At 42.0% G+C, this 24,319-nt stretch carries 25 protein-coding genes; 15 read left to right on the forward strand and 10 right to left on the reverse strand.

All coding sequences use genetic code 11. The annotated features are described in order from the left end of the window. Nucleotides 1-372: 372 nt before the first annotated feature. From PWQ49_RS01300 to PWQ49_RS01315, 4 genes are all read right to left on the reverse strand, one after another. Nucleotides 373-723: a nascent polypeptide-associated complex protein gene (locus PWQ49_RS01300; protein ID WP_300606733.1), complete on the reverse strand. Its 351-nt coding sequence runs from the start codon at nt 721-723 to the stop codon at nt 373-375. A gap of 63 nt (nt 724-786) precedes the next feature. Then, a complete protein-coding gene (locus PWQ49_RS01305) occupies nt 787-1,110 on the reverse strand; it encodes an iron-sulfur cluster assembly accessory protein (protein ID WP_300606737.1) in 324 nt (107 codons plus the stop codon). A gap of 71 nt (nt 1,111-1,181) precedes the next feature. Beyond that, nucleotides 1,182-2,228, reverse strand: coding sequence for a hypothetical protein (locus PWQ49_RS01310; protein WP_300606740.1), 1,047 nt, complete (start codon nt 2,226-2,228; stop codon nt 1,182-1,184). A 31-nt stretch (nt 2,229-2,259) separates the two neighbouring features. Then, the gene (locus tag PWQ49_RS01315) at nt 2,260-3,024 is read right to left on the reverse strand and encodes an RAD55 family ATPase (RefSeq protein WP_300606743.1); all 765 of its coding nucleotides are present in this window, start codon (nt 3,022-3,024) and stop codon (nt 2,260-2,262) included. Nucleotides 3,025-3,154: 130 nt separating this feature from the next. On the opposite strand from PWQ49_RS01315, the gene hisI reads away from it, so the two are divergent. The 5 genes from hisI to PWQ49_RS01340 all read left to right on the forward strand — a co-directional run bounded on the left by hisI (nt 3,155) and on the right by PWQ49_RS01340 (nt 8,755). Next, complete coding sequence (hisI, locus tag PWQ49_RS01320) at nt 3,155-3,517, forward strand: phosphoribosyl-AMP cyclohydrolase (RefSeq protein WP_300606746.1); 363 nt, start codon at nt 3,155-3,157, stop codon at nt 3,515-3,517. A gap of 47 nt (nt 3,518-3,564) precedes the next feature. Next, on the forward strand, nt 3,565-5,397 hold the full coding sequence (locus PWQ49_RS01325) for a PINc/VapC family ATPase (protein WP_300606749.1): 1,833 nt from the start codon (nt 3,565-3,567) through the stop codon (nt 5,395-5,397). Nucleotides 5,398-5,469: 72 nt separating this feature from the next. Further along, on the forward strand, nt 5,470-6,765 hold the full coding sequence (locus PWQ49_RS01330; RefSeq protein WP_300606751.1) for a UDP-glucose/GDP-mannose dehydrogenase family protein: 1,296 nt from the start codon (nt 5,470-5,472) through the stop codon (nt 6,763-6,765). A gap of 49 nt (nt 6,766-6,814) precedes the next feature. Continuing rightward, on the forward strand, nt 6,815-7,423 hold the full coding sequence (gene hisH / locus PWQ49_RS01335; protein WP_300606754.1) for an imidazole glycerol phosphate synthase subunit HisH: 609 nt from the start codon (nt 6,815-6,817) through the stop codon (nt 7,421-7,423). Nucleotides 7,424-7,432: 9 nt separating this feature from the next. Then, nucleotides 7,433-8,755, forward strand: a complete 1,323-nt coding sequence (locus PWQ49_RS01340) for an AIR synthase related protein (RefSeq protein ID WP_300606757.1) — start codon at nt 7,433-7,435, stop codon at nt 8,753-8,755. A 1-nt stretch (nt 8,756) separates the two neighbouring features. Here PWQ49_RS01340 and PWQ49_RS01345 read toward each other — a convergent pair whose 3' ends face one another. The 3 genes from PWQ49_RS01345 to PWQ49_RS01355 form a co-directional block, all read right to left on the reverse strand. Next, nucleotides 8,757-10,058 carry a nodulation protein NfeD gene (locus PWQ49_RS01345; protein WP_300606760.1) on the reverse strand — a complete coding sequence of 434 codons (1,302 nt, stop codon included), beginning with the start codon at nt 10,056-10,058 and terminating at the stop codon, nt 8,757-8,759. 13 nt (nt 10,059-10,071) lie between these two features. After that, nucleotides 10,072-10,833, reverse strand: a complete 762-nt coding sequence (locus PWQ49_RS01350) for a slipin family protein (protein ID WP_300606763.1) — start codon at nt 10,831-10,833, stop codon at nt 10,072-10,074. Nucleotides 10,834-11,370: 537 nt separating this feature from the next. After that, the gene (locus PWQ49_RS01355; RefSeq protein WP_300606766.1) at nt 11,371-12,012 is read right to left on the reverse strand and encodes a hypothetical protein; all 642 of its coding nucleotides are present in this window, start codon (nt 12,010-12,012) and stop codon (nt 11,371-11,373) included. A 250-nt stretch (nt 12,013-12,262) separates the two neighbouring features. Between PWQ49_RS01355 and PWQ49_RS01360 the strand changes: the two genes are divergently transcribed. Both PWQ49_RS01360 and PWQ49_RS01365 read left to right on the forward strand, forming a co-directional pair. Continuing rightward, complete coding sequence (locus PWQ49_RS01360; protein ID WP_300606769.1) at nt 12,263-12,424, forward strand: hypothetical protein; 162 nt, start codon at nt 12,263-12,265, stop codon at nt 12,422-12,424. 212 nt (nt 12,425-12,636) lie between these two features. Then, nucleotides 12,637-14,766, forward strand: a complete 2,130-nt coding sequence (locus PWQ49_RS01365; protein ID WP_300606772.1) for a DHH family phosphoesterase — start codon at nt 12,637-12,639, stop codon at nt 14,764-14,766. Between the two features lie 6 nt (nt 14,767-14,772). Here the strand turns inward: PWQ49_RS01365 and PWQ49_RS01370 are convergent, their stop codons facing one another. Further along, nucleotides 14,773-15,387, reverse strand: a complete 615-nt coding sequence (locus PWQ49_RS01370) for an orotate phosphoribosyltransferase-like protein (RefSeq protein ID WP_300606774.1) — start codon at nt 15,385-15,387, stop codon at nt 14,773-14,775. A 40-nt stretch (nt 15,388-15,427) separates the two neighbouring features. Beyond that, a complete protein-coding gene (locus tag PWQ49_RS01375) occupies nt 15,428-15,940 on the reverse strand; it encodes a DNA-binding protein (protein ID WP_300606777.1) in 513 nt (170 codons plus the stop codon). Nucleotides 15,941-16,176: 236 nt separating this feature from the next. On the opposite strand from PWQ49_RS01375, the gene PWQ49_RS01380 reads away from it, so the two are divergent. Beyond that, on the forward strand, nt 16,177-16,959 hold the full coding sequence (locus tag PWQ49_RS01380; protein ID WP_300606779.1) for an NAD+ synthase: 783 nt from the start codon (nt 16,177-16,179) through the stop codon (nt 16,957-16,959). A gap of 5 nt (nt 16,960-16,964) precedes the next feature. On the opposite strand, the gene PWQ49_RS01385 is transcribed toward PWQ49_RS01380, so the two are convergent. Next, a complete protein-coding gene (locus PWQ49_RS01385; RefSeq protein ID WP_300606782.1) occupies nt 16,965-18,248 on the reverse strand; it encodes a tRNA(Ile)(2)-agmatinylcytidine synthase in 1,284 nt (427 codons plus the stop codon). A 66-nt stretch (nt 18,249-18,314) separates the two neighbouring features. Between PWQ49_RS01385 and PWQ49_RS01390 the strand changes: the two genes are divergently transcribed. The 7 genes from PWQ49_RS01390 to PWQ49_RS01420 are packed head-to-tail and all read left to right on the forward strand — an operon-like array spanning nt 18,315 to nt 24,307. Further along, a complete protein-coding gene (locus PWQ49_RS01390) occupies nt 18,315-19,280 on the forward strand; it encodes a transcriptional regulator (RefSeq protein WP_300606785.1) in 966 nt (321 codons plus the stop codon). Between the two features lie 56 nt (nt 19,281-19,336). Continuing rightward, nucleotides 19,337-19,945, forward strand: a complete 609-nt coding sequence (purN, locus tag PWQ49_RS01395) for a phosphoribosylglycinamide formyltransferase (RefSeq protein WP_300606788.1) — start codon at nt 19,337-19,339, stop codon at nt 19,943-19,945. Between the two features lie 42 nt (nt 19,946-19,987). Beyond that, nucleotides 19,988-21,229: a serine hydroxymethyltransferase gene (gene glyA / locus PWQ49_RS01400; protein ID WP_300606791.1), complete on the forward strand. Its 1,242-nt coding sequence runs from the start codon at nt 19,988-19,990 to the stop codon at nt 21,227-21,229. A 10-nt stretch (nt 21,230-21,239) separates the two neighbouring features. Then, nucleotides 21,240-22,118: a bifunctional methylenetetrahydrofolate dehydrogenase/methenyltetrahydrofolate cyclohydrolase FolD gene (folD, locus tag PWQ49_RS01405; RefSeq protein WP_300606795.1), complete on the forward strand. Its 879-nt coding sequence runs from the start codon at nt 21,240-21,242 to the stop codon at nt 22,116-22,118. A 27-nt stretch (nt 22,119-22,145) separates the two neighbouring features. After that, nucleotides 22,146-23,369, forward strand: coding sequence for a dihydropteroate synthase (folP, locus tag PWQ49_RS01410; RefSeq protein ID WP_300606798.1), 1,224 nt, complete (start codon nt 22,146-22,148; stop codon nt 23,367-23,369). 13 nt (nt 23,370-23,382) lie between these two features. Continuing rightward, complete coding sequence (locus PWQ49_RS01415; RefSeq protein WP_300606800.1) at nt 23,383-23,994, forward strand: methylenetetrahydrofolate reductase C-terminal domain-containing protein; 612 nt, start codon at nt 23,383-23,385, stop codon at nt 23,992-23,994. Next, nucleotides 23,987-24,307, forward strand: a complete 321-nt coding sequence (locus PWQ49_RS01420) for a hypothetical protein (RefSeq protein ID WP_300606803.1) — start codon at nt 23,987-23,989, stop codon at nt 24,305-24,307. Before PWQ49_RS01415 ends, PWQ49_RS01420 begins: the two co-directional genes overlap by 8 nt. Nucleotides 24,308-24,319 lie beyond the last annotated feature (12 nt).

Genomic DNA, 24,319 nt, shown 5'->3' on the forward strand with positions numbered 1-24,319 from the left:
TTATCAATTAATTTATCATAAGAGATGTTAGTTTATTTAAATAACTAAACAGACGAAGGACTAGAGCAAATTCGTTTTTTTAAAGAATATTTGGTTAAATATTATTCAGTTGAAAGTGACTATAAGATTGAAGATCTTGGCTTGCCGGTTCGGTTTTTGTATAAGGATGAATTTAAACTTACAGAAAAATGGACGCTTCATTTTAATATGTGCCTTCTTTATAGATGAAGGCGAGTATCTGATTTTATTTACTTTTTGTTTCAAAAAGGATCGAGTTAGGTCCAGCAACCAATAGCTATAACTTGAATAGCTTCCGATATTTTTCAGGAAGGGTTTGATGCATAAAAGAGTAAAAGTTATCTTCCTGTAAAATCAGGAAGATAATGTCATTATTGCTTCAGCAAGATCGCCGTTTGCATCCTTGAGGGCCTGTCTAGCCGCATCTTCAGAAACATTTGCTTGTTCCATGACAAGCCTTATATCATCTTCAGGAATTTCTAGTTCTCTTGCTACTTCTTCAGGAGTTCCGACTATCTGGTAAGTGTCAACTCCCTGGGCATTCATTATGGTTACATTGGCATCATTGAATACTATCTCACGATCCGGCAGGCGTATAATTACCTGTTCAACATCAGATAGTTCATCGACGTTGATACCCATTTGCTTCATCATTTGCTTAAGCTTCTTTGGGTTCATGCCCCTTCCGCCCATGTTTGGAATCATATTGAATACCTCATTCGTGTAATACACCAGTTATATAATGTAGGACATAAATGCATGCTCAAATTAGTGGCATCCACCACCACATGAACTGCAACCACTCATAGCTTTTGGGTTATCAATGATGAAACCTTTGCCATCAGGAGTCTCAATAAAGTCAATTTTCGCCTCATGAAGATCCTGCTCAATGTCAGGTGCCATTACGATCTTGAGATCTTTGTCGGTAATTGTTACATCATCATCTTTTGTTTCGTTGTCAAGTGCCATGCCATACTGTACACCACTGCAACCAAGACCTGCAACAAAAATTCTCAGAGCATAATCTTTTTTATTCTCGGATTCCATCAGGGATTTAAGTTCCTGAGCTGCGAGATCAGTAATTTCTACCATTGTTCTCTCCTTTGTAAGTAATTATACTTCCCTTAGTCGGGTGTTACTATATTAATTTGTCGTCCTCAGTTTTACACGAATTCTACATCACTATCTGAAGGGTTTGCAAGAACTTCGGCGGTGGAAGCGTTGATTTCTACGGAATTTCTTTTACCTTTTGCTTCCCATACAGGGACGTAAACAAGTTCAGTCTTGATTGATATATCATCTTTCATTGGCTTGAACCGCTTGTGCTCGGAAATTATTGCTTCTCCGACTGTGTTCCCAAACTTAACATCTTTGGTATGTTCATCGATTATTTTCTCAAGAAGTTCTTCCCGAATTTCCGAGTCTGTTAGAGAAGGACTTCTAATGTCATACTCGCCTTCAACCTGCACGCTGTTACAAATTTTCGGAAGCACAAATTCTTCAGTGTTCCCATTAACAGCATTAATAAATCCTTCTCCTTCTCCTGAAATATCTATAATCTTGGACTTAAATTGGTACTCCGAATGCAGGGAATAAATATATTTCCAGAAAGGAACAAACTTCAGTTCTGCACCACTGACATTTCCAAGATGGGGCCTCGCAATTGAAATGGCTTTGTCTTTTGTAATATTTATTGGTGAAGACTTCAGGTTAAGTTCGGTTATTTTTTCCGTATCTTCATTCATGATGGTTGCAGCAGGTTTTAATGTGCTGTTTCTCTCTTCATCTGGAACCGAAGTTACAAACATGTTGTTCTGGAAAGTGTTATCCTCTGCAATGATGTAGTTCTCTTGGGGACTATCAACTGCTTCTGTTTGTACAAGATCAACATCTTTTTCCTCCAGATCTGCCAGCACGGCTTTACCTATCTGGTAAGCCAGTTCGTCCCAATCCCATACCATGATTCCGTTTCTTCTGGCATTTGCTACCATTTCTTGCTCGGTACCGCCGGTAATGACAAAAAGACCAACGCCGTCAGAAATGTTTCTGGAAAAATTCTCTATGGAACTACGATCAAGTCGGCTTTCAAACTTGATATACATTTTTTCTCCGTTTTTCTCAGCAATCAAATCCGCAGTACTGGAATCCATCACGTTGTATCCGGATGAAGTAAGTATATCATTCAGTATTTTTGAAAGCTTATTTTTCATTAATTGCCACCTTTTATTGTTTTAGATTCAATTAAAGGATTCTTGTTGTGGTTTCAAGTTCAATTCCTTTTTTAGTAATATTGTATGAAATGGTTTTACTTGGTGGGATCATGCCACGCATTTTCCGAATAAGAATTGATCTTTCAACTTCACTTCCCTTCTCTTTCATCCTGAATTCAATAACACCGTCACATATGTCTTTCATGGTGTTTTCTATGATTGGATCATGCATGCCTGACGTCATCATGATAAGTTGTACGGCATTGGTAGCCTTTCCGATAGCAGAAATTACTTCAATTTCCTCAACAACGTCATTGAGTTCATAAGCTCTCAAAAAAAAGGATATTGAATCAATAACTCCCCTGTATTTCTCTTTTCGTGGCTCGTTTATAACTACTTTTAACAGATTCATGGCATCTATATTCTGCTTGATGAAGTCTTTCGCAGAAAGATCAATGGAAAGGTGCTTTGGAAGAACATTGTAAAAACGAAGACTATATGCGTCGATAAAATCCATCTGATTGTTGTTGATATAATCCTCAATATCCCACCCGAAGTTTTTCATATCTTCAATTATTTCATCGATGGGATGGTCAGTAGAGAAATAATAGACTTCTTCTCCCTCGGTGAGACCACCATATACGAATTGTTGTGCAAAAATTTCTGAACTAGTCCCGGGTTCAGCCAATAGCAATATTGTAATTCCAGAGGGGACTCCCCCTCCCAATTGTACGTCAAGCCCCTCGATTCCCGTTGGTGTCATGTAGCCACTTGTTCCATCAAAAATATATTCCATTGCCTTCACCTAACAATGATGTGTATTTTTAGGTAATTACAAAAGTAATACCGACAAATAAGTGAATTATTACTTTTCATATGAAGCCTCTACTTTTTATAGTTATAGTATATCATCACAGATGATTACCATGATTGATCTTGATGAACTGAAATTTGACAACGGCTTAATTCCAGCAATTGCACAGGACAATGAAACGGGCGAAGTCCTTATGTTTGCTTATATGAACAGAGAAGCTCTTGAAAAGACAATTGAAACCGGAATTATGCACTACTGGAGCCGCAGCCGCCAGAAACTATGGAAAAAGGGAGAAAGTTCGGGTCACCTCCAGACAGTAAAAGAGCTTCTGGTTGACTGTGATATGGATGTCCTGCTTGCAAAAATTGAACAGGAAGGCGGTGCCTGCCACAAAGGTTACAGGTCATGCTTCTACCGCAACATTGAAGGCGAAGTTGTCGGAGAGAAGATGTTTAATCCGGAAGATGTTTACTAACTCTTTGAAGGATTGAATTAAATATATTCACAAACAATTCACATATTATGGGTAACTCCACAGACTTGAAAGTAGTTCCTGACACAAGTGTAATCATAGACGGCCGGATCTCGGAAAAAATACGGTCCGGCGATTATACAAATGCGAAAATCATCATTCCCGAAGCTGTGGTTGCCGAAATCGAGGCACAGGCCAATCGTGGTCTTGAAATTGGATACAAGGGACTTGAAGAACTACAATCTATTCAGGAATTATCCCGGAAGGGATTGGTAGATGTTTCTTTTGTGGGTATTCGCCCTAGCCCGGATCAGGTCAAACTTGCAAAAGGAGGGGAAATTGACGCTCTTATACGTTCAGTTGGTGAAGAACTGGGCGCGAAATTTGTGACTGGGGATCGGATTCAAGCAGAAGTCGCCCTGGCGAGGGGGATGGATGTAGAGTACCTTAAACCCTCTTTGTTTGAACTAACTCCTCTTAAAATAGAAGATTTTTTCTCAGACGATACGATGTCTGTTCATCTCAAAAATGGTGTGCTTCCCATGGCAAAAAGGGGTAGCATTGGCGATGTGAAATTCGTGCCCATACGTGATACTCCATGTACGTATGGGGAATTACATTACATTTCAAGGGAGCTGTCTGAAAGGGCAAGATCAGACAACGAATCATTTGTTGAACTTTCCAGTACAGGTGCTTCTGTTTTACAGATTCGAAATATGAGAATAGCAATTTCAAATCCGCCTTTCTCCGATGATATCGAAATAACGGCAGTAAGGCCGGTGGCATCAGTAAGGCTTGAAGAATACCGTTTAAGTGATCAATTAAAGGAACGTGTCCTCATGCAGCGTGGTGTCCTGATTGCCGGTCCCCCAGGAGCAGGTAAATCCACATTTGCTGCCGGGCTTGCCAATTACCTTCACGAAAATGGATATGTTGTCAAAACCATGGAATCTCCCAGGGATCTTCAGGTGCCGGCTGAAATAACACAGTATGCTCCGCTGGAAGGAGATATGACAAACACTGCCGATGTATTGCTGTTGGTAAGGCCTGATTATACCATTTATGACGAAGTGCGCAAAACACATGATTTTGAAATATTCGGAGATATGCGGCTTGCAGGTGTAGGAATGGTGGGTGTTGTGCATGCAAACCGGCCGGTTGATGCAGTACAGCGTCTGATTGGAAGAGTTGAACTGGGTATCATTCCACAGGTAGTTGATACTGTTGTTTTTATTGACAAAGGTGAAGTCTCAAAAGTACAGGTTCTGGAATTTACTGTAAAAGTACCCTTCGGGATGACCGAAGCAGACCTTGCAAGGCCCGTGATTCTAATTTCTGATTTTGAAAGTGGGCAGGTGGAATATGAAATCTACACCTTTGGGGAACAGGTAGTTGTAATGCCTGTTTCAGAGGAAGCAAGAAAACCCACATGGAAGCTTGCGGAAAATGAGATCCGAAGTCTGATGGAGCGCTATGTAAATGGTCCTGTTGAAGTTGAGATGATTTCTGACAGTAAAGCAGTCGTTAAGGTTTCAGACTACGAAATTCCACAGGTAATAGGAAAGAACGGTTCAACCATTGCTAAAATTGAAAAGCAACTGGGCCTTAGCGTTGATGTTCGTGAACTGATTGGAAAAGGTGGCAAGCGAGAATCTTCAAATTCTGAATTAAGGCCGGCCGTTGAGCAGACAAAACGTCATATCATCCTTGATGTTCCCGATCTTTCTACCCATGACGTTGAAATTTTTATAGGGCAGGATTATCTTTTTACAGCTACGGTAAGTAGGCATGGGGAAATCAAAATCCGGAAGAATTCCCATGTTGCTGCAGATATCCTGGATGCACTTGAAGCAGGGGAAGCTATTGTTGTGAAACCGGTTTAAGTTTCGTTTTAGTAGCTGAATAATTATCCTAATATATTAATAAAAACATTTTACAATTCGGGAGAGGTCATAATGAGAGTGTCAATTATAGGTACTGGTTACGTTGGCTCAGTAACTGCAGCATGTTTTGCAGCTCTTGGACATGAAGTGATTTGTATTGATATAGATGAGAAAAAAGTCAGGCAAATCAATGACGGTTATCCACCTGTCTGGGAGGAAGGTCTCGAAGATCTCATGCAGGAGCATGTGGGGAAAAACCTGATAGCAACTTCAGATTACGAATATGCTGTCCAGAATACTGACATCTCATTCATTTGTGTTGGCACTCCCTCAGGCGATGACGGCGGAATTGATCTTTCAATTGTTGGTGCTGCAAGCAAGAGTTTGGGTTCTGCAATCGCCACCAAAAAAGGTTATCACGTTGTTGTTGTCAAAAGCACTGTAGTTCCCGGCACCACAGAAGATGTTGTTTTGCCTCTGATTGAAGAGTATTCCGGTCGCATTGCAGGTGAAGGTTTTGGAATAGCAATGAATCCGGAATTCCTGCGGGAAGGCAGGGCAGTTGCTGATTTCATGAATCCTGACAAAATTGTGGTGGGTTCCATTGATGAACGATCTGGGGCACTTGTTTCCGAACTCTATAGAGATATAGACTGTGAAATCACTCATACCAATATACGAACAGCAGAAATGATCAAATATGCAAACAATTGCCTTCTTGCAACCAAGATTTCTTTTGCAAACGAAATCGGGAATATCTGCAAAAAGCTGGGTATTGATACCTATGAAGTAATGGATGCTGTAGGGAAAGACTCCAGGTTAAGTCCTTATTTCCTCAATAGTGGGGTGGGATTTGGTGGTTCCTGCTTCCCAAAAGATGTCCGGGCACTCATAGCAAAGGCAAAGGATATGGATTATTATCCTTCATTACTTGAATCTGTAATAGAGGTAAACGAATTACAGCCTCTTCAAATGGTGGATTTGCTTCAGGAAAAGATTCCTGATCTTTCCGGGAAAAAAATATCAGTTTTGGGTCTTGCTTTCAAAAGCAACACGGACGACATAAGGGAATCCCGTTCAATTCCTGTTATCAGAAAACTTCTCGAACTTGGTGCTGAAGTTAAGGCATATGATCCGCTCGCATCTGAAAACATGAAAATGGTTTTTGATAACATCACTTATTGCGAAAACATCGATGATTCTCTCAGAGATGCAGATGCTTGCCTGATAATGACAGAGTGGGATGAATTTAGGGATCTGGATGAGTCCTTCTCATTGATGAAAGAGAAGCTTGTCATAGACGGTCGTCATGTTATAGACCCCGACGCCCTGTCTACGGATATAGAATACATAGGAATTTGCTGGTAAACAATATCGGTTCGTTAGATTGATGTATTAAAACCATTACATACTCACCATGAAAAATATTGTGGTTATTGACTACGGTGTTGGAAATCTCCGGAGTGTCCAGAAAGGACTTGAGCATGCAGGGGCTTCAGTAACTATTACGAAAGATCCTGCTGTTTTGGTTCATGCAGATGGTCTTGTTCTTCCCGGGGTCGGGGCATTCAATGATGCCATGAAAAATATTGTTCCGTTCCTTGACAGAATAGACCAATTTGTCAAGTCTGGGAAACCAATGCTCGGGATTTGTCTGGGACAGCAGATGCTCATGGAACATTCTGAGGAAGGAGAGAAAGCAAATGGTCTGGGATTGATTCCCGGTAAGGTTGTTCGTTTTCCCCACTCTGATCTGAAGGTGCCGCACATGGGCTGGAATGCCCTTTCCATAGTACAGGAACACCCGCTTTTCAAAGGCATAAAAAACGGTTCATTTGTTTATTTTGTGCACTCGTATTATGTGAAAACAGATCTTTCTCACACACTTGCCTCATGCAATTACGGTTTGGATTTTGCAGCTTCAGTTGTGAATGACAGTGGTAATGTCATGGGAACCCAGTTTCATCCCGAGAAAAGTGGGGATGTGGGACTGAAGATACTCCGCAATTTTGTTGACATGTGCTGAAGGGATATCATGGATATTGAAGGATATGCAAAACGTGCCCTCTTAAAGGGTGAAGAAGACATTGAAAGACGGCTTGCAGCGTTAATTCAGGAAATAAAAGGTTCCACCCATGAACACTCTCTCGCACTTGCAAAAGCTGCAATTGAAGAAGCAAAAGCAACTCTGAATGTAGAGGGAGATGCCCTTACTTCATCCGTTTCCGGAGTCAGTATGGGACGTTTTGGTGTAGGTTCACGTGGGATAGGCGATTTTTATACCCATGAGAAGATAGCAGAGATAATAGGCAATACATCCGCAGTCGTTGACAGCAGCCAGCTTGATGATTCAGGAGCCGTTCAAATTGATGATGATAAATATCTTGTGATAACTATAGACGGTATGCATTCACGCCTGAGTGATTTTCCCTATCTTTCAGGTTTCCATGTTGCAAGGGCTTCGTTAAGGGATGTCTATGTAATGGGTGCCAGACCACTTGCTCTTTTATCTGACATTCATGTCGCAGATGACGGGGATGTTGGTATGATCTTTGATCATATTGCAGGAATTACTACTGTTTCCGAACTCACCGGTATTCCTTTGATTACAGGAAGTACTCTCCGGATCGGCGGGGACATGGTTATCGGTGGTCGTATGACCGGCGGTGTGGGCGCAGTAGGGATTTCATCATCACTTGCCGCAAGAAAAAATACAACAGTGGGTGATGTAATTCTCATGACGGAAGGTGCCGGAGGAGGTACAATTTCAACCACGGCACTTTATTATGGGATGCATGACGTGGTTGACGAAACCATAAATATTAAATTTCTTGTGGCATGTGAGGCTCTTCTTGATTCAGGGTTAGTGGACAGGATTCATGCCATGACTGATGTAACCAACGGAGGAATTAGGGGGGATGCCAAAGAGATTTCCCGGACAGCAGGTGTCAAACTTGTATTTGAAGAGGATAAACTCCGTCCGCTTGTAAATCCCCGTGTCCTTGAAATGTTGGAAAAACTTGAGATTGACTATCTGGGAGTGTCACTGGATGCACTGTTGATTATAGCTCCTGGGGATGAAGCTCCCGCAATCATGGAATGCATACGTAATGCAGGAGTAGCCATTGATATTGTGGGTCGTGTGGAAGAAGGATCTGGTGCGGATCTGGTTGTTGATGGTGTAGTGAAGGACTTTTCTCCAAGGTTCAGGGAATCTGCGTACACGCCTATCAAGAAAATGATGGGTGAGGACCTACCTGGAGATTTCGAAAACATGAAAAAGGCTATTGACAGAGCTGCAAATGAAGCCATTGAAAAGAAAAAAAAGGTTGTGGAAAGACTCAAAAACCTTCCATGATTCATTTTTGTTTTTCTTTTCGTTTGACTGTCAAAACAGGTCCGTCTTTTCCGATTATTTCCACTTTGTCTCCAGCATGAATTGTTTCTTCGGATTCGGCTTTCCAATATTCTCCGTGATATTGCACATATCCACTGCTTTTGGGTGAAATATCATCAAGAGCTTCTGCACGATCGCCTACCATATCTTCTCCGATTATGGGTTTCTTTTTCCTTACCTGCATTACCTTGTAAAGGGCAAAGATAAAGAATATCGCTACAATAGATGTGGGTATCAGTACATAGTATATCATTGTCATTTGTGCCTCCGCCGGTCCATACCAACGAGGAAAATCATTCGGTACAAGGAAGACACTCCCGGCAATCAGGCATATTATTCCTGCTATGCCAAAGATTCCAAACCCCGACGCCTGCAATTCCAGTATCAACAACACAATTCCAATACCGATTAGGAATATTGCTGCAAGGTTCACGTCAAAGCCTATTCCTATCAGGCCAAGGCACAGGCTGATACCGCCAAAAATTTCCGCTCCCACACCAGGGCTTGAAATGCCGAAAATAATTCCGTATATTCCCAGCATAAGAAGCAGGGAAGAGACTATCGGGTTTGAGATTATTTGCATAAATGCCAGAGAGATTCCCGGTTCATAGTTTACGATATCTGCTCCGGATGTGTTGAGTATCTCACCTTTTACATTTTCGCCATCAACCTGTTCAAGCAGATCATCAATATCCTCAGCAATGTATTCGATTACCCCGGCTTCAAGTGCTCCCTCTGCGTTAAGGTTGAGATTTTTTGTGATAAACTCTTCAGCAGCGGTTTCATTCCTATCATGCTGGCTTGCCTTTTCCTTTGCAAGGGCAACAATTGCGTTTATGACTTTGGAATCATTGACGGGCTGGGAACCTGTTGCTGATATGCTTACTGGCTGGGCAGAGCCAATCACTGTGAAGGGTGCCATTGCTGCCACATCGGTACTGATGAGTATGAGAGTGCCGGCTGACCATGCTTTTGTGCCTTTAGGGTACACATATCCGATAACCGGGATAGATGAGTCATCGATTCTCTCGATTATTTTTAGGGTTTCGTCAAGTCCTCCTCCAGGTGTATTAAGGGTTATTACAAGGGCTTCGTAACCTTCTTCCTCACAGATTGCAAGTGCATCTGCTACCATATCATCGGCAACTGGTGTGATGGAATCATCCATGTCAAGAACCATTACCTCTTCTGCCGAAGCAGACGGAACCAGCACTAGCAGGATAAGGATAAAAGAAAAGAAAGAAAGGTATTGGAGCCCTTTCATATTTTATTCTCCATCATTTCTTTGCAAAGGCTTCCGTGAGGGCAGCAATATTGCCTGTATCACCGGTATTGGTAACCACTACCATGTTGCCTTCTCTTGCAACTTCCGCAATGGTCTGGAGTTCCCTGAGTTTGATGGCTACAGGAACATCCTGATACAACTTAGCTGCTTCCTTCATCTTTTCGGCTGCCTTGAATTCACCATCCGAAAGGATGATACGTGAACGTTTCTCCCTTTCAGCTTCCGCTTGCTTTGCAATGGCACGCAGCATTGACTCGTCGATGCTCACATCACGTAGGGTAACGGCTGTAACCTTTATACCCCACGGGTCAGTGGATACGTCCAGCATTTCCTGAATTTCCTTGTTGACTTTATCTCTTGATGAAAGGACCTCGTCAAGTTCCATCTGTCCGATGATATCACGCAAAGTGGTCTGTGAAAGCATTGCGGTTGCATACTTGTAATCTTCGACTTCTGTAATCGCAGATTCTGGTTTGAGGACCTTGTAATATACCACCGCATCCACTGCCACCGTAACGTTGTCCAGTGTTATGACTGCCTGCTTTGGGACGTCAATGGTTACGACGCGCAGATCCACTTTGATTGCCGTATCTATGATCGGAATAATGAAGAATATCCCGGGACCTTTAACACCGCTGAATCGACCAAGTCTAAATATCACAACACGTTCGTATTCCTTTACGACCTTGATGGCCTGTGTAAGGATAGCTATCACTACAATAAGTGTAAGTATTGTAAATTGTTCTAACACCATGATTATATCTCTCCCTGGTAGTAATAGTTTGTAAGTGTTGATTATAAAGGTTGTTGAATGAATATCATAAATATCAGATGAAAAACTCTATGATTTATCGCATAATCCAATAATTTTAGCTAAAATCAAATTTAGTATATGGTATATGCAAGAAAGTTTGCAATACAAATAGATCATTCTAGGAAAAATGGGAACACAAAAGACCGGAAGATGTGAAATTGAAAGAATATCTAAATCTGAGATCACATTTCAACTAATTCCAAGCATTAATAACAATATTTCCGAAACAATTAGTGCTATCAAAATAATGATAATCCAGTGCTTTTTTTTAGGATTCCATTTCATTCTGAGGGACAATAATCTTGCTACTATTAGTATCACAATGGAAAAGAATAGCCATAACAATGTAGCAAAAAGATCATATTGTATTCCAAAACCCCATAACGCAGAAGACATCTTTCGCACCTATTTTTTATAGCATTTAAGTGAAATTCGGGGGTTGAAATAACACCCCATTTTCTCCAGATTAAAAGGCACTTAATTTACATAAGTCCAGTCTGTAAATGAGGAGCCTGCATAATAACCTGGGCTTGCGGGCCATTCAACATAGTGCAGTCCAACAGCTTTATAGTATCCTGAAGTACTAGCAGTGTAAGAGCCACTGGCTTCTAGTTTATACACATTGTAACCTGTTTTCCTCTTTACTCCTACGATTGTAACATGATCTCCATCATTACGTTGCAGATTAGTCACGACTTCCATGTAAGCAACTCTTGTATAAGGAGTTGGTAATACCATTCTTTGCCAAGATTTATAGTCAATGTTGGAGTTGGAAACGTCAATTTCGGATTCTCCATGTATCAAATAAGGGATTGGAACTGAAAGTTTTTGATCCTCACTAGTTGAAGAAGCTTCCATGGCTCCATTAGTCTTATCAAATTCCTTTGATTCATCTGGCCAGCTTATCTTTGTGGAGTAGAATCTCGCTTTGGAAGGGTCAGGTGATTCATCATATTCTTCAGGGAAAAGCTGCTTTATGTATTCACCATATGTAATATTAATTCCATATAGTTCATTTGCAAGCTCGAGTTTATCCTCGGCCATTGTGTGGGTTTCAATTTTTTCTGCACTTACCATTCCTGTAGACAACAATATCAAAAAAATTATTGACATTGCCATCAGTCCTTTTTTACTAAATTAGACATGTATTTCTTACCTCATTTAATCTACTCGAGGCAAGATCACGCAAGTTTTAAACCGGATTGAAAACAAACCTAACCCTGCCTTCGGGTCAATGTGGAGTTCTGGTTGGTTAATATTCATTCGAACTCCACGTTACAAATTCTTATTAAGGCCAGGGCATATATTGATTACTATATGTCAATTTCATTCGGGCAATTAATATTAATCACTCCGATTAATCCCTGACATGCCCAGAAACCGATGTCCCTGCGAAAACCAGAACCAAACACAACTATTAATCCTCTCTTTCCCGATTATTTGGCAGGGGAAAGAAACCGCTGCTGTATTTGACAGTGTAGACACCCTGCTTCATATGTACAGGCTTGCCAGATCAATGGCATATCTCTGATTTATCTTACCCTTTCGGGAAAACCTTGGGGATTCAAAATAACTGCTGCATGTGGAAGGTTTGGTCTGTGAGCGGCTACAATGAGATAATGAGCCAGGCATCGGTTACCCACGCGATGTTAAAGAAAACCGTCCTCTTTACCTTCATAATCCAAAAATCTTCGTTTCAGCAACCTAAATAAACCAGTAGATCAATCACCCCTACAGATAAGAATGAAAGAGAAATGCAAAAACTGCGATGGTGCAGGTTATACTTCCATATCAAAGGTAAAATGCCCGGAATGTAAGGGTTCCGGCAAACCACGCTCTGTTAATCTCATGTCCCTTTCCGAAAAGGATATGAACAGTTTGTTAAAAGGCTCAGCTGCATGTGAGAAATGTAATGGAACCGGAGAAGTAGAAATAAAAGAAAAGTGTTTTTCCTGCAAGGGTGCAGGTTATTTCTACAAATGTGATATATGTGGCAAACCTATCGATGAGCTTCTTGATGACAAAGAGGTTTGCAGAAACTGCGAAGAAATCCATGTCGTACATGAACTGGATGATTCCTGTGATATTGTAGAACTTGAGGTTGGAAAACTCTACCATGCTAAAGTGAACAATGTGGTGAATTTTGGGGCATTTGTTAACATAAATTCCAATGTCCGGGGTCTTGTACATTCCAGTAATATCAAGGATAAGCTGGAAGTAGGAGACAAAATCATAGTGAAACTTAATGAACTCCGGCAGGATGGTAAGATGGACCTGATTCCAAAAGCTATCAAGGAATTCAGGACCGTTGAAGTAGAAAAAGACATTCCTATCCGCAAATCTTCTGAACTCAAGAACTTTGTAGGTAAGCTAGTAAAAGTAGATGGTGAGGTTATACAGGTCAAACAGACTGGTGGACCAACAATTTTTATAATTTCCGATGAGGAGGGATTGATTTCCGCGGCTGCATTTGAAAGAGCCGGAGAACGCGCATATCCGGAAATTGACACAGATATGATAGTTCGCGTTACTGGGGAAGTAAACCAGAGGGCAGATAGGCTACAGGTTGAAGTACGCAGCATGAAACATCTTTCCGGTGAAAGGGAGAAATATGTAAAGGCAAGGATAGATGCTGCTCTTGACAAAAAGGCTGAACCTTCGGATATAGAGTTTCTTATAGAAAGTGAAGTCATGGAAGCCCTACGTCCTGCAATGAGGGATGTAGCCCGCGTGATCAAAAAAGCTGTAATAAGATCACGACCTATCCTCCTGCGTCATCATGCTGATGCAGATGGTATGACTGCAGCGGTGGCAATAGAGAAAGCCATTTTACCCATGATCCTAGAGATTAACGGTGCGGATTCAGAACATTATTTTTACAAGCGTGCTCCTTCAAAAGCACCATTTTATGAGATGATGGATGTTACCAAGGACATATCCTTTGCCCTTGAAGATTCTGAGCGACATGGGCAGAAACTACCTCTCATAGTTATGGTTGATAACGGTTCTACGGATGAGGATGTTCCTGCTATGAAACATGTGGAACTCTATGGTATGGATATGGTTGTAGTTGATCACCATCATCCCCATGAATCGGTTGACAGGTATTTGAAAGCGCATGTAAATCCTGCACATGTGGGAGGGGATTTTGGAGTCACAGCCGGTATGCTTTCCGTGGAAGTTGCAAGAATGATTAATCCAGATGTGACAGAAAAAATCAAACATTTACCTGCGGTATCAGCTGTAGGGGATCGTTCCGAAGCACCTGAAGCAGAGCGTTATATTCAGCTTGTTTCAGACACTTATCCAATTGAGAAACTAAAGAAAATGGCTCTAGCACTTGATTTTGAAGCTTACTGGCTAAAATTCAGTAGTGGGAAACATATAATTGATGATATCCTAAATCTTTCAGTAAGTCCCCGCCACAGCAAGCTGGTTTCATTGCTATGCGAACAGGCAAATGAAATGATTAATGAGCAGCTTGACGCGTGCTTGCCGAATGTCAAATCCACGGAATTGCCAAATGGTGCAATTATGAATGTTCTGGATGTGGAAAATTACGCTCACAAATTCACATTTCCTCCACCCGGTAAAACCTCGGGTGAAGTTCACGACAGGCTATGCCAGAAATATGAAGGAAAGCCTGTCATCACCATTGGATACGGGCCGGATTTTGCTGTAATCCGTTCCCGTGGGGTAAAAATGAATATCCCGCAGATGGTTCGTGAGCTTCACGATGAACTTGTAGGTGCTGGTGTCAATGGTGGAGGTCATCTTGTAGTCGGCAGCATCAAATTTGTTGAAGGTATGAGAAAAGAAGTACTTTCGAGATTGGCTGAAAAAGTTGGTGCTGCAGAAGTAGAGGAAGTGTGAACTTCCTCAATCAACCCTTACAATATGAACAAGGGCATTTACCGGAACGCCTTCAATATGATCTGCATTTTTCTTGTCAAGAATGACGGCAATTGAAACAGGTTTTGCGCCACTCTCTTTCAACTGCTTACAGACATCGGTAGTTGTGGTACCAGATGAAATGACGTCATCAACAATTACACAATTCTTTCCTACGACATTTCCAAAGTTTCTGCTGAATATACCTCTTTGAGTACCCTTTTCTTTCTTACTGTCATAGCCGTGGAATATTGTAAATTCAGCACCAAGTTCTTCTGCCATCATGGTTGCGATTGGAACTCCACTGAGTCCTATTCCCACTACCATGTCTACGGAATCTCCACTTTCGCTCAGGCTTTCCAGAACCATATCACAAAGCGCCTGGGAAATGTACCGAAGGCGGTATGAGCTTTTTCCGATGTTGCTCCAGTTTACGGAGATATCTTTTGGTGCAGCAGGAGATGCGGCACCTCTTTTTGCTCTTGTAAGGAGCCAGGTTACAGTGTCTCTTGACACATTCAATTCATTGGCAATTTCCCCGGTAACCAATCCATTTGCCTGCAGTTCAACTGCTTTCTGTATTAATTCATCAATATTCTTCATGTTGGACCACTTTCTACTGACATATCTTATATCGTTTAGCTTATACTTTTCTTTTGCGGGTTTTTTTCAAAGGGGACCCACAGACAGGGCATTCATCCCCGCTATCAAACTTTCTTCTGCAGCCGGTGCATCTTTTTTCCCATATTATACGATCCTTGATCTTTTTTTGAGTGACGGGTTTAACTTCTATTCCGAGAAGTAATGCAACGTTCTGCATCGCATAATCGTCTGTTAGGAGTATTGCATTGTCTTTATATTCAAAAGCCTTGGCAAGAATCTCAATATCTGTTTTTGACAGTTCCTCAATGTCTCGGGTATTTCTGGCCATGCGATGGATTTCTGCAATAGCTTCCGGATTAGGTTGTTCCACCTTTGCTCCGCTTTCAATTGCCAATAATCCCTCAATGCTGGATTCCCTGCTTTTTAGTTCTTCAATAACAGAAGGGACAGTTACAAAAGTAGCATCTCTCCTATAACGGTTGATAAAAACTGCAGTATCCGCCACGAAGATTTTCATATCCTTTGCGTATGCATTAATAGGATTAAATAACATCGATGTGTTAAAATAGAGATTTTGAAGGGAATTTTTAATTTTAAATCCATTTTTTGCTGTTGTTATAAACTCCTATTACAATAATTTCATCGAGTCCTTTTTATGTGAAAATGGCTTCTTCCATTGTTGCACCTCTATCGACATATAAAATTATATTGAATTATTAATTATCTTCTCCTCTTTTCCTAGGAAAGATACATATATTGTATTCCTAAACCTTCTCATGGTGCATACTAATGGAAATTATTGCCTCAAAGGAAAGAATAGTAGAATTTATTCGTACGAAGTGTGATGATGCAGGATGTAGTGGAGTTGTGCTGGGTCTAAGTGGGGGAATCGATTCTACTTTGGTTGCATACCTTTGCACGGAAGCACTTGGTTCTGAAAATGTTCTTGGGGTACATATGCCGGAACTAAATGTCACACCTGCCGAGGATGTGCTGGATGCCACACAAGTTGCTGACATTCTGGGAATTGAATTCAAGACCATCGATATATCTGAAATTGTGGCATCTTTTCTAAACAATATACCAGATGGCAACCCTGCAGAGTCTTATGCAAATAGCAACCTGAAAGCCAGAATCCGGATGTCCATATTGTATTACTATGCAAATCTCACAGGATACCTTGTGGTAGGTACCGGCAACAAGACAGAAATTTTGCTGGGTTATTTCACAAAATACGGAGATGGTGGCGTTGACATCGAACCCATTGGTGACCTCTATAAAACAGAAGTGAGGCAGATGGCTGAGATATTAGGTATTCCAGCCGATATAATCAGCAAGCCTCCATCAGCGGCTCTCCATGTTGGGCAGACTGACGAAGAAGACCTTGGTTTACCGTATGAAATTATTGACAGAATTCTTTCCCTCCTTCTGGAAGGTCTGGATACGCATGTGGTACAATCGATGGTAGGAGTTTCCGCTGAGGATATGCATTCACTATTGGTCAGGATTGATTCTAACATCCACAAGAGAAAAGTTCCTCCAATTGCAGATCTTAGTGACCTGCGCTTCTGAAAAACTTATCTTGACGGATGAATATAGCTATTTTGTTCTTTTCTTATAAGAGGCATTGACAAATGTCTCCTTGCACAGGGAGGGACTTCGTAAATCCCGATTTCAATATCCCTTGGGATTTCAATTATTTCAGGCTCAGATGCAGTGGTTTTGCAGTTTCGACACCTGTATCCCTGATTCTTCCCGGCAGATTTCATACGTTTTCCGCAGGAAGGGCATGTGGGGTTCACAAGTTCGAATTTTGGTTCTAGCCTTTTGATCTCAAGTTTTTCAAGATTGAGTGTACCGTCTTTCATGCTGCCGGATAAAATGACGAGGTCGCCGGGAATAAGTTTCCTCACAAGTTCCCTGAAATTCTTGGTTGGTTCAAAAGCTGCGCAATCTATATTTTTATCCTTCTTGTCAGCAGCCTTAAAAAAAGTATGCCCCCCCTCAATGGTATGGGGAACTGTTGTAACTTTCAGTTCGATTGTGTAGGAATGCAAATCCTGTAAATCTTCAATGAAGGATGCTGGAATCAGATGCATGTCTGTTCCCTGGTTTGTCCGGTAGAGCAAAGATCTTTCGATAGCCTCACCTAAAATCATGTTTGCAGCTTTTCTGATTGTGTCCTTATTCTTTCCCCGGATGCCATAAAGGACCGGATCAACGGAATGTGGCACACACACAACCATATTGTTTGCGACATCAACATTATCCCATGTTTCGGGGTAGGTTACATTGTCAGCTTCCCAGATGCTTTTTTCATTAACACGGCGCAGGGTTCCCCAGTTATCAGGTTGCCTGTAAGCAAGTAATTCGTAAGTGTAGTCCCACTGTCCTGCAAGAACTGCCCCGCAGGCAGCAAGGGCGCCAATTAATCCTCTGCCGTTCTTGTATCCACGTGCTTCAATTTTGTTTCTTGCAATGATTTCCTTTGCACGATCAATTGGGATAACCTGCTGCACCGTTTCAAGGAAAAAGTTTGCAAGCTCTGTCCTGCAACTCTCGAATTGTTCTGGGCGGATAAACACCACGCCGGGATTGGTGTTCTCATCTTGGAATTGGGCAAAATTCTCTACCCTTCCTATTACATGGGAGATGACTTCCTCTGGCTTGCTTGTTTCTATTTGCAAAGCAACAGCTGCATTTCCTCTTGTCTTGTAGGGGATTGTGGGGTTTAGGCGAATGAGTAGGGGGTCATCTGTAATCGGACCGTATTGTTGCAGTTCCTCGAAAAGCAAAGCTCCAAGATATGTGGTGCACATGCCTGTATTCCTGGAATCTGTATCATCAAATGCAATTATCATGTGTCCAACATCCGCATTTTACAACAGATATCTTTATATAGAAGTATTCGAAAGATTCTATCAGCCATGACTAAAGACATCCTCATACATCAAATTATTGATGTATTGAAACAGGCTGATTTTGTAATTTCTAACAGATGCGATATACGTCCGCGAAGTTTTGATCTTGCTGCAAGGAAAGGCGATGTGCTTCTTTTCTGCAAGGTTTTATACAACATTGATAGCCTTAATGAGGATACGGCATCTGAAATGAGATCGTTGTCGGAATATTTGGGAGGATCCCCAATACTCATTGGCGCTAAAACACGGGATCAGTTGCTTGAAGACAGCGTAGTTTACATGAGGTATGATATCCCGGCTTTCAATATCCAGACGCTCTACGACTGTTTTGTTGAAGATGTCCCTCCACTGGTTTCAGCGGCACCAGGTGGACTCTACGTTTCAATTGATGGTGAAGTGCTAAAAGAAGCCCGCAAAAGGATGGCACTGTCATTGGGTGCTCTTGCATCACATCTTGGTGTTTCAAGACGCACTATCAGTAAGTATGAAGAGGGCTGTATGGATGCTTCCATTGATGTGGTTCTCCAGCTTGAGGAATTGCTGGATGTAGCGCTTGCACGTTCCATTGATATTCTGCAACGGGGACTAAAGGATAACAAACAGGAGAAAAATGTCGAAAAGTTTGTTCCCCAGCGGGATAGCATCCTGAGTTTTATTCAAGACCTTGGTTATGATGTACTATCAACGGATCAGGCACCCTTTAAGGCAGTCTCTAAAGACCCATCCACGACTTTTCTTACGGGAATCAGCGAATATAGTGGTTCCATGCTCAAACGGGCTCGTTTGATGAGCAGCATTTCCGAGGTTACCCTTACCAGATCCGTTTACATTATTGAAGGGAACAGTAAATACACTTCAGTGGAAAACACGGTTTTGATTGAGAAGAATGAACTTGATTCCCTTTCTGATTCTGATGAATTGGACAATCTAATCAATGAGCGATCAAAAGAATGTTTCCGAATTTCAAGTTGAGTGTATTTAGTCAGTTTCCAAAACTCTAATATATACTTATTAACTATGGTTGTCCGATGACTCTCAACATAGCAGTGCTGGCCTCAGGGAGAGGCTCAAATCTCCAATCCATAATTAACAGCATAGAAAACGGTTACATCAAGGATGCTGCTATCCGTGTTGTTGTCAGTGACAAGAGGGAGGCTTACGCGCTTGAGAGAGCCAGAAATCACGGCATTGACGCAGTTTTTGTGGATCCGTTATCCTTCTCCGACAAGGATCAGTATGAAGGTCGTATTTTAGAAGTCCTTGATGGGTATGACGTGGAATTATTGTTGCTCGCAGGTTATATGCGGTTGCTTGGATCGAATATTGTCCGGCATTTTAAAAATAGGATAATAAATATTCATCCAGCACTTCTTCCTTCTTTTAAAGGACTTCATGCACAAAAACAGGCACTGGAGTATGGGGTTAAAGTCGCAGGCTGTACAGTTCATTTTGTGGATGAAGAGATGGACTCGGGTCCTATCATCCTGCAAAAATGTGTTCCTGTATTTGATGATGATACGGAAGATTCCCTTGCAGAGCGTATTCTTAAGGAAGAGCACCAGATTTTCCCCGAAGCCGTGAAATTGTTTGCAGAAGGGCGTCTTAACATAAAAGGACGTATTGTTTTAAGATCATAATTTTATAATAAATCTCATTGAATCCAGAGGAAAGGAAAAGGTATGTCTTATATTTCAGAAATCGATCCGGAAATTGAAGAAGCACTGAAATTGGAGGCTGAAAGGCAGGAATTCAGGCTGAATCTGATTGCGTCCGAAAACTATGCCAGTCGCGCAGTGATGGAAGCACAGGGTTCCATCATGACTAACAAATATGCAGAGGGTTATCCAGGGAAACGTTACTACGGAGGATGTCAGTATGTGGATATTGCCGAAGATCTTGCAATTGAAAGGGCAAAGAAGTTATTCGGTGCGGAACATGTGAATGTACAGCCACATTCCGGATCAGGTTCCAATATGGCGGTTTACTTCTCCGTCCTCAAGCCCGGAGATAAAATCATGTCCATGGATCTCTCACATGGTGGACACCTCTCCCACGGAAGTCCTGTAAGTTTCTCAGGTCAGTTGTATGACATTGTGCCTTATGGTGTTGATCGTGAAACCAAAGTACTTGATTATGATGCCCTTATGGAAATGGCAAAGAAAGAACTTCCGCAAATGATTGTTGTCGGAGCTTCTGCATATTCAAGAATTATTGATTTTAAGCGCTTCAAGGAAATTGCCGATGAAGTAGATGCATATCTGCTTGCGGATATTGCACATATTGCCGGTCTTGTTGCTGCAGGTGTTCACCCAAGCCCAATACCATATGCAGATTTCGTCACAACAACCACCCACAAGACCCTCAGGGGGCCAAGAGGTGGAATGATTATGTGTAAGAAAGAATACGCAAAAGATGTTGACAAAGCTGTATTCCCGGGTATCCAAGGTGGTCCCCTTATGCACACCATTGCTGCAAAGGCAGTTGCCTTTAAGGAAGCCCTTTCTACTGATTTTAGAAAATATCAGGAGCAGACTGTGAAGAATGCAGATGCACTCGCCCGTGCTCTCATTGAAAGGGGGTTCGATATAGTGTCCGGTGGTACTGACAACCACCTTATGCTCATGGATCTTAACAAGTTTGACATCACCGGCAAAGATGGCGAAGCTATAATGAGTAAAGCTGGCGTTATTATTAACAAAAATACAATTCCTTTTGAAACCAGAGGTCCATTTATTACAAGCGGTCTGCGTGCAGGCACTCCTGCTGTAACAACCCGTGGTATGAAAGAAGAGCAGATGGATGATATTGCAGGATATCTTGACACAGTTCTCAGAAATCCAAACGATGAAAAAATTCTTGCTGAAGTAAGTGCTGATATTCAGCAGCTGTGTACTGATTTCCCAATCTATCGGAATCTCTAAGGTGTATTAAATGACAGATGAAAGCAAGATTATCGATGGCAGAGGACTTGCAAAAAAGATTGAAGAGCGTGTGAAGTATGAAGTTGAAGGTCTAAAAAAAAGCACAGGCGTTGTTCCCGGTCTTGCCACAATTCTCGTAGGAGATGATCCTGCTTCTAATATGTACGTACGTCTCAAACACAAGGCATGCGATCGGGTGGGCATCAATGCGGAAGACCATAAGCTTGATGCTTCCATCTCGCATCAAGAACTTCTTGCTCTGATTGAATCCCTTAATTTAAGGGAGGATATTCACGGCATACTCCTACAGCTTCCGCTTCCTTCTCATCTGGATGCACAGGAAGCTATGCAGACAATAATTCCAACTAAGGATGTGGATGGGTTCCATCCCTGCAATGTGGGAAAGCTGCTGATCGGGGATGAACAGCTTGTACCCTGTACTCCTGCAGGGATAATCAAGGCCCTTGAAGAATACGGTGTGGAAATTGAGGGCAAGAATGCAGTTGTTGTAGGTCACAGCAATGTTGTTGGAAAACCGATGGCTGCAATGCTCTTAAACCGCAATGCAACGGTTTCAATTTGTCACGTTTATACCGATGATCTGAAACGCTACACCAAAGAAGCAGATATTCTTATCGTTGCAACCGGTGTCAAACACCTCATCAAAGCCGATATGGTGAAAGACGGTGTTGTAATATTTGATGCAGGTATCACCGAAGAAGACGGCAAGGTTTACGGTGACGTAGACTTTGAAAATGTTTCCAAAAAAGCGTCTCTCATTACGCCTGTTCCGGGTGGTGTGGGCCCCATGACCATTGCGACTCTTCTTACACACGTGGTTATTGCAGCAAAGCATTTTGCAGGGCAACGGACGCACTTATATAAGTGATAAAATAAGCTTTCTATTGGTAATTTCATGGTCGTTGACGTTGATATATGCGGATTGAAGGTAGGAGACCGACATCCTGTCCATATCATGGGAGTGATGAACCTAAGCCGCGAATCTTTTTATAAAGGCTCGGTTGTCGAAAGTGATGCTCTTCTGGATGTCGCCTGGGAAATGATTGATGAAGGTGCTACGATTCTTGATCTGGGGGCACGTTCTACATGGCCGTTGGCGGATCCGATTTCAAAGGACGAGGAACGCAACCGTTTACTTCCTGCTCTTGAAACTCTTGCCGGGAATGTTGATGCGGTTATCTCTGTAGATACAATATTTTCCGATCTCGCCGAAGCAGCCCTAGAAAAAGGAGCTGATATCATCAATGATGTTTCCGGATTTGCAATTGATGAAAAAATGGTTGATGTTGTGGCGGATTTCGGCTGTCCGGCTGTAGTTATGGCATCCCGGAAAGTTCCAGGGGATGTTCTGGGCATGGATGCAGTGATGCAATCTTTGCAGGATATTCTTCAGTTAAGTGAGGATAAAGGGATTGATACGAATAAGATAATCCTCGACCCTGCTATAGGCAAATGGATCCCCGAAAAAGTACCCATGTATGATTTTGAGACTTTTGATAGGTTTGAAAGACTTAAGAGTTTCAACAAACCCATTCTGGCAGCACTCTCACGCAAATCATGTATCGGTGAAGTTTTGAATAAGCCTCCTGAGGGCAGGCTTTACGGAAGCCTTGCTGCGACTGCTATTGTAGTCCAGAAAGGTGCTCATATTATCCGCACCCATGATGTGGGTCCAACCCTTGACGCTGTCAAAGTGGCATCCGCAATCCGCGGGAACCCTGCTGTGGAAGTTGACGGCGATCGGGAAGTGGAGATTCTGGAAATCAGAAGTCCAGTGGATTCTGTGAGAATAATGCAGTCCCTGGGTGTGACTTCCACAGGGGCGCAAATAATGAAAAACAAAACAGTGATGTTTAACTTGTTGATCAAAAACATTACAACTACAGAAGCCCTGATTATCAAACAGGAAATCCTTGCAAGAGGAGGGGATGCCGCTCTTGAAAGGAATGCTGTGTCCCACGAAACAGAAAAGACGGATTTAATGGTTATGGGAACCCTGTTGCAACTCAAAAAGCTCTCTGAAAAGCTTCAGGGGCAGGCACGTGGTCTTCCACGGATTGCAGAAATGATTGACACAGTGCTTTGGGAATATGATGATATAACTTACCGGTACCAATGATCAGTGATACAAAATGATAATTTCTTCTTCCAAACCGTTTGAGGAAATCCTTTCCATGCTGGAGGATGCCGGCAAAATCTTTGTTATAGGATGCGGAGTCTGTGCTACAAAATTACACGTGGGGGGTGAACCCGAAGTTAAGCAAATGTGTTGCAAACTCCAGGAAGCAGGAAAAGATGTTATCGGAGGAGCAGTCGCAAAAGCGGCATGCAACGTAAAGTCGATGAATGCTTTGCTGGAACTTGATCCACGGATTGGCGAAACTGATTCTCTTCTTATAATGTCCTGCGGAAGCGGGCTTTCCATAATTGCTTCCGTTGTAAACTTGCCGGTGTACCCTGCTACAAATACGTGCTCTCTCGGAGGAATCTCCTGTGGGGAAGTAAAGGAAAATCAATGTGCTATGTGCGGGGATTGCATTGCAAACTTTTTTGGAGGGATTTGTCCCACAGCACGATGTCCCAAGGGATTGCTGAATGGTCCATGTGGTGGTTCAATGGATGGCAAATGCGAGGTTGATCCAGAAAAGGATTGTGTGTGGGAGTTGATCTATGTTCGGCTAAAGGATCTGGGTCGTCTGGATTTGCTGGATAGGATATTTGAGCCAAAGGAATATAATGCCTGAATTAGACTTGAAGCGTTTTTCGGGTGATGATTTCAGATATCTGTTTACTTGCCATGGTGAAGAAAACAGCAAAGGTCACAAATTGATTGTTCTTGATTGGGAGATAAATGAGCTTGCACGTAATATCATAAAAGCGAAAGAGGATATAACTCCCGAAGAACTTAAAGAAAAGATTAGATTGAAATTAATTGAATTTATAAGGGATCTCTATCTTGTTCTTGGCACGCATTTTCGCTATGCTACTTGGATGATCATAGGTCTTTTGTATCCTCCAAAACAGGACACAAAACAAAAGAAAATACTTGACTTTTGAATCTCAGTCTGA

This window comes from Methanohalophilus sp. (assembly GCF_030156785.1).
Lineage (GTDB): Archaea > Halobacteriota > Methanosarcinia > Methanosarcinales > Methanosarcinaceae > Methanohalophilus.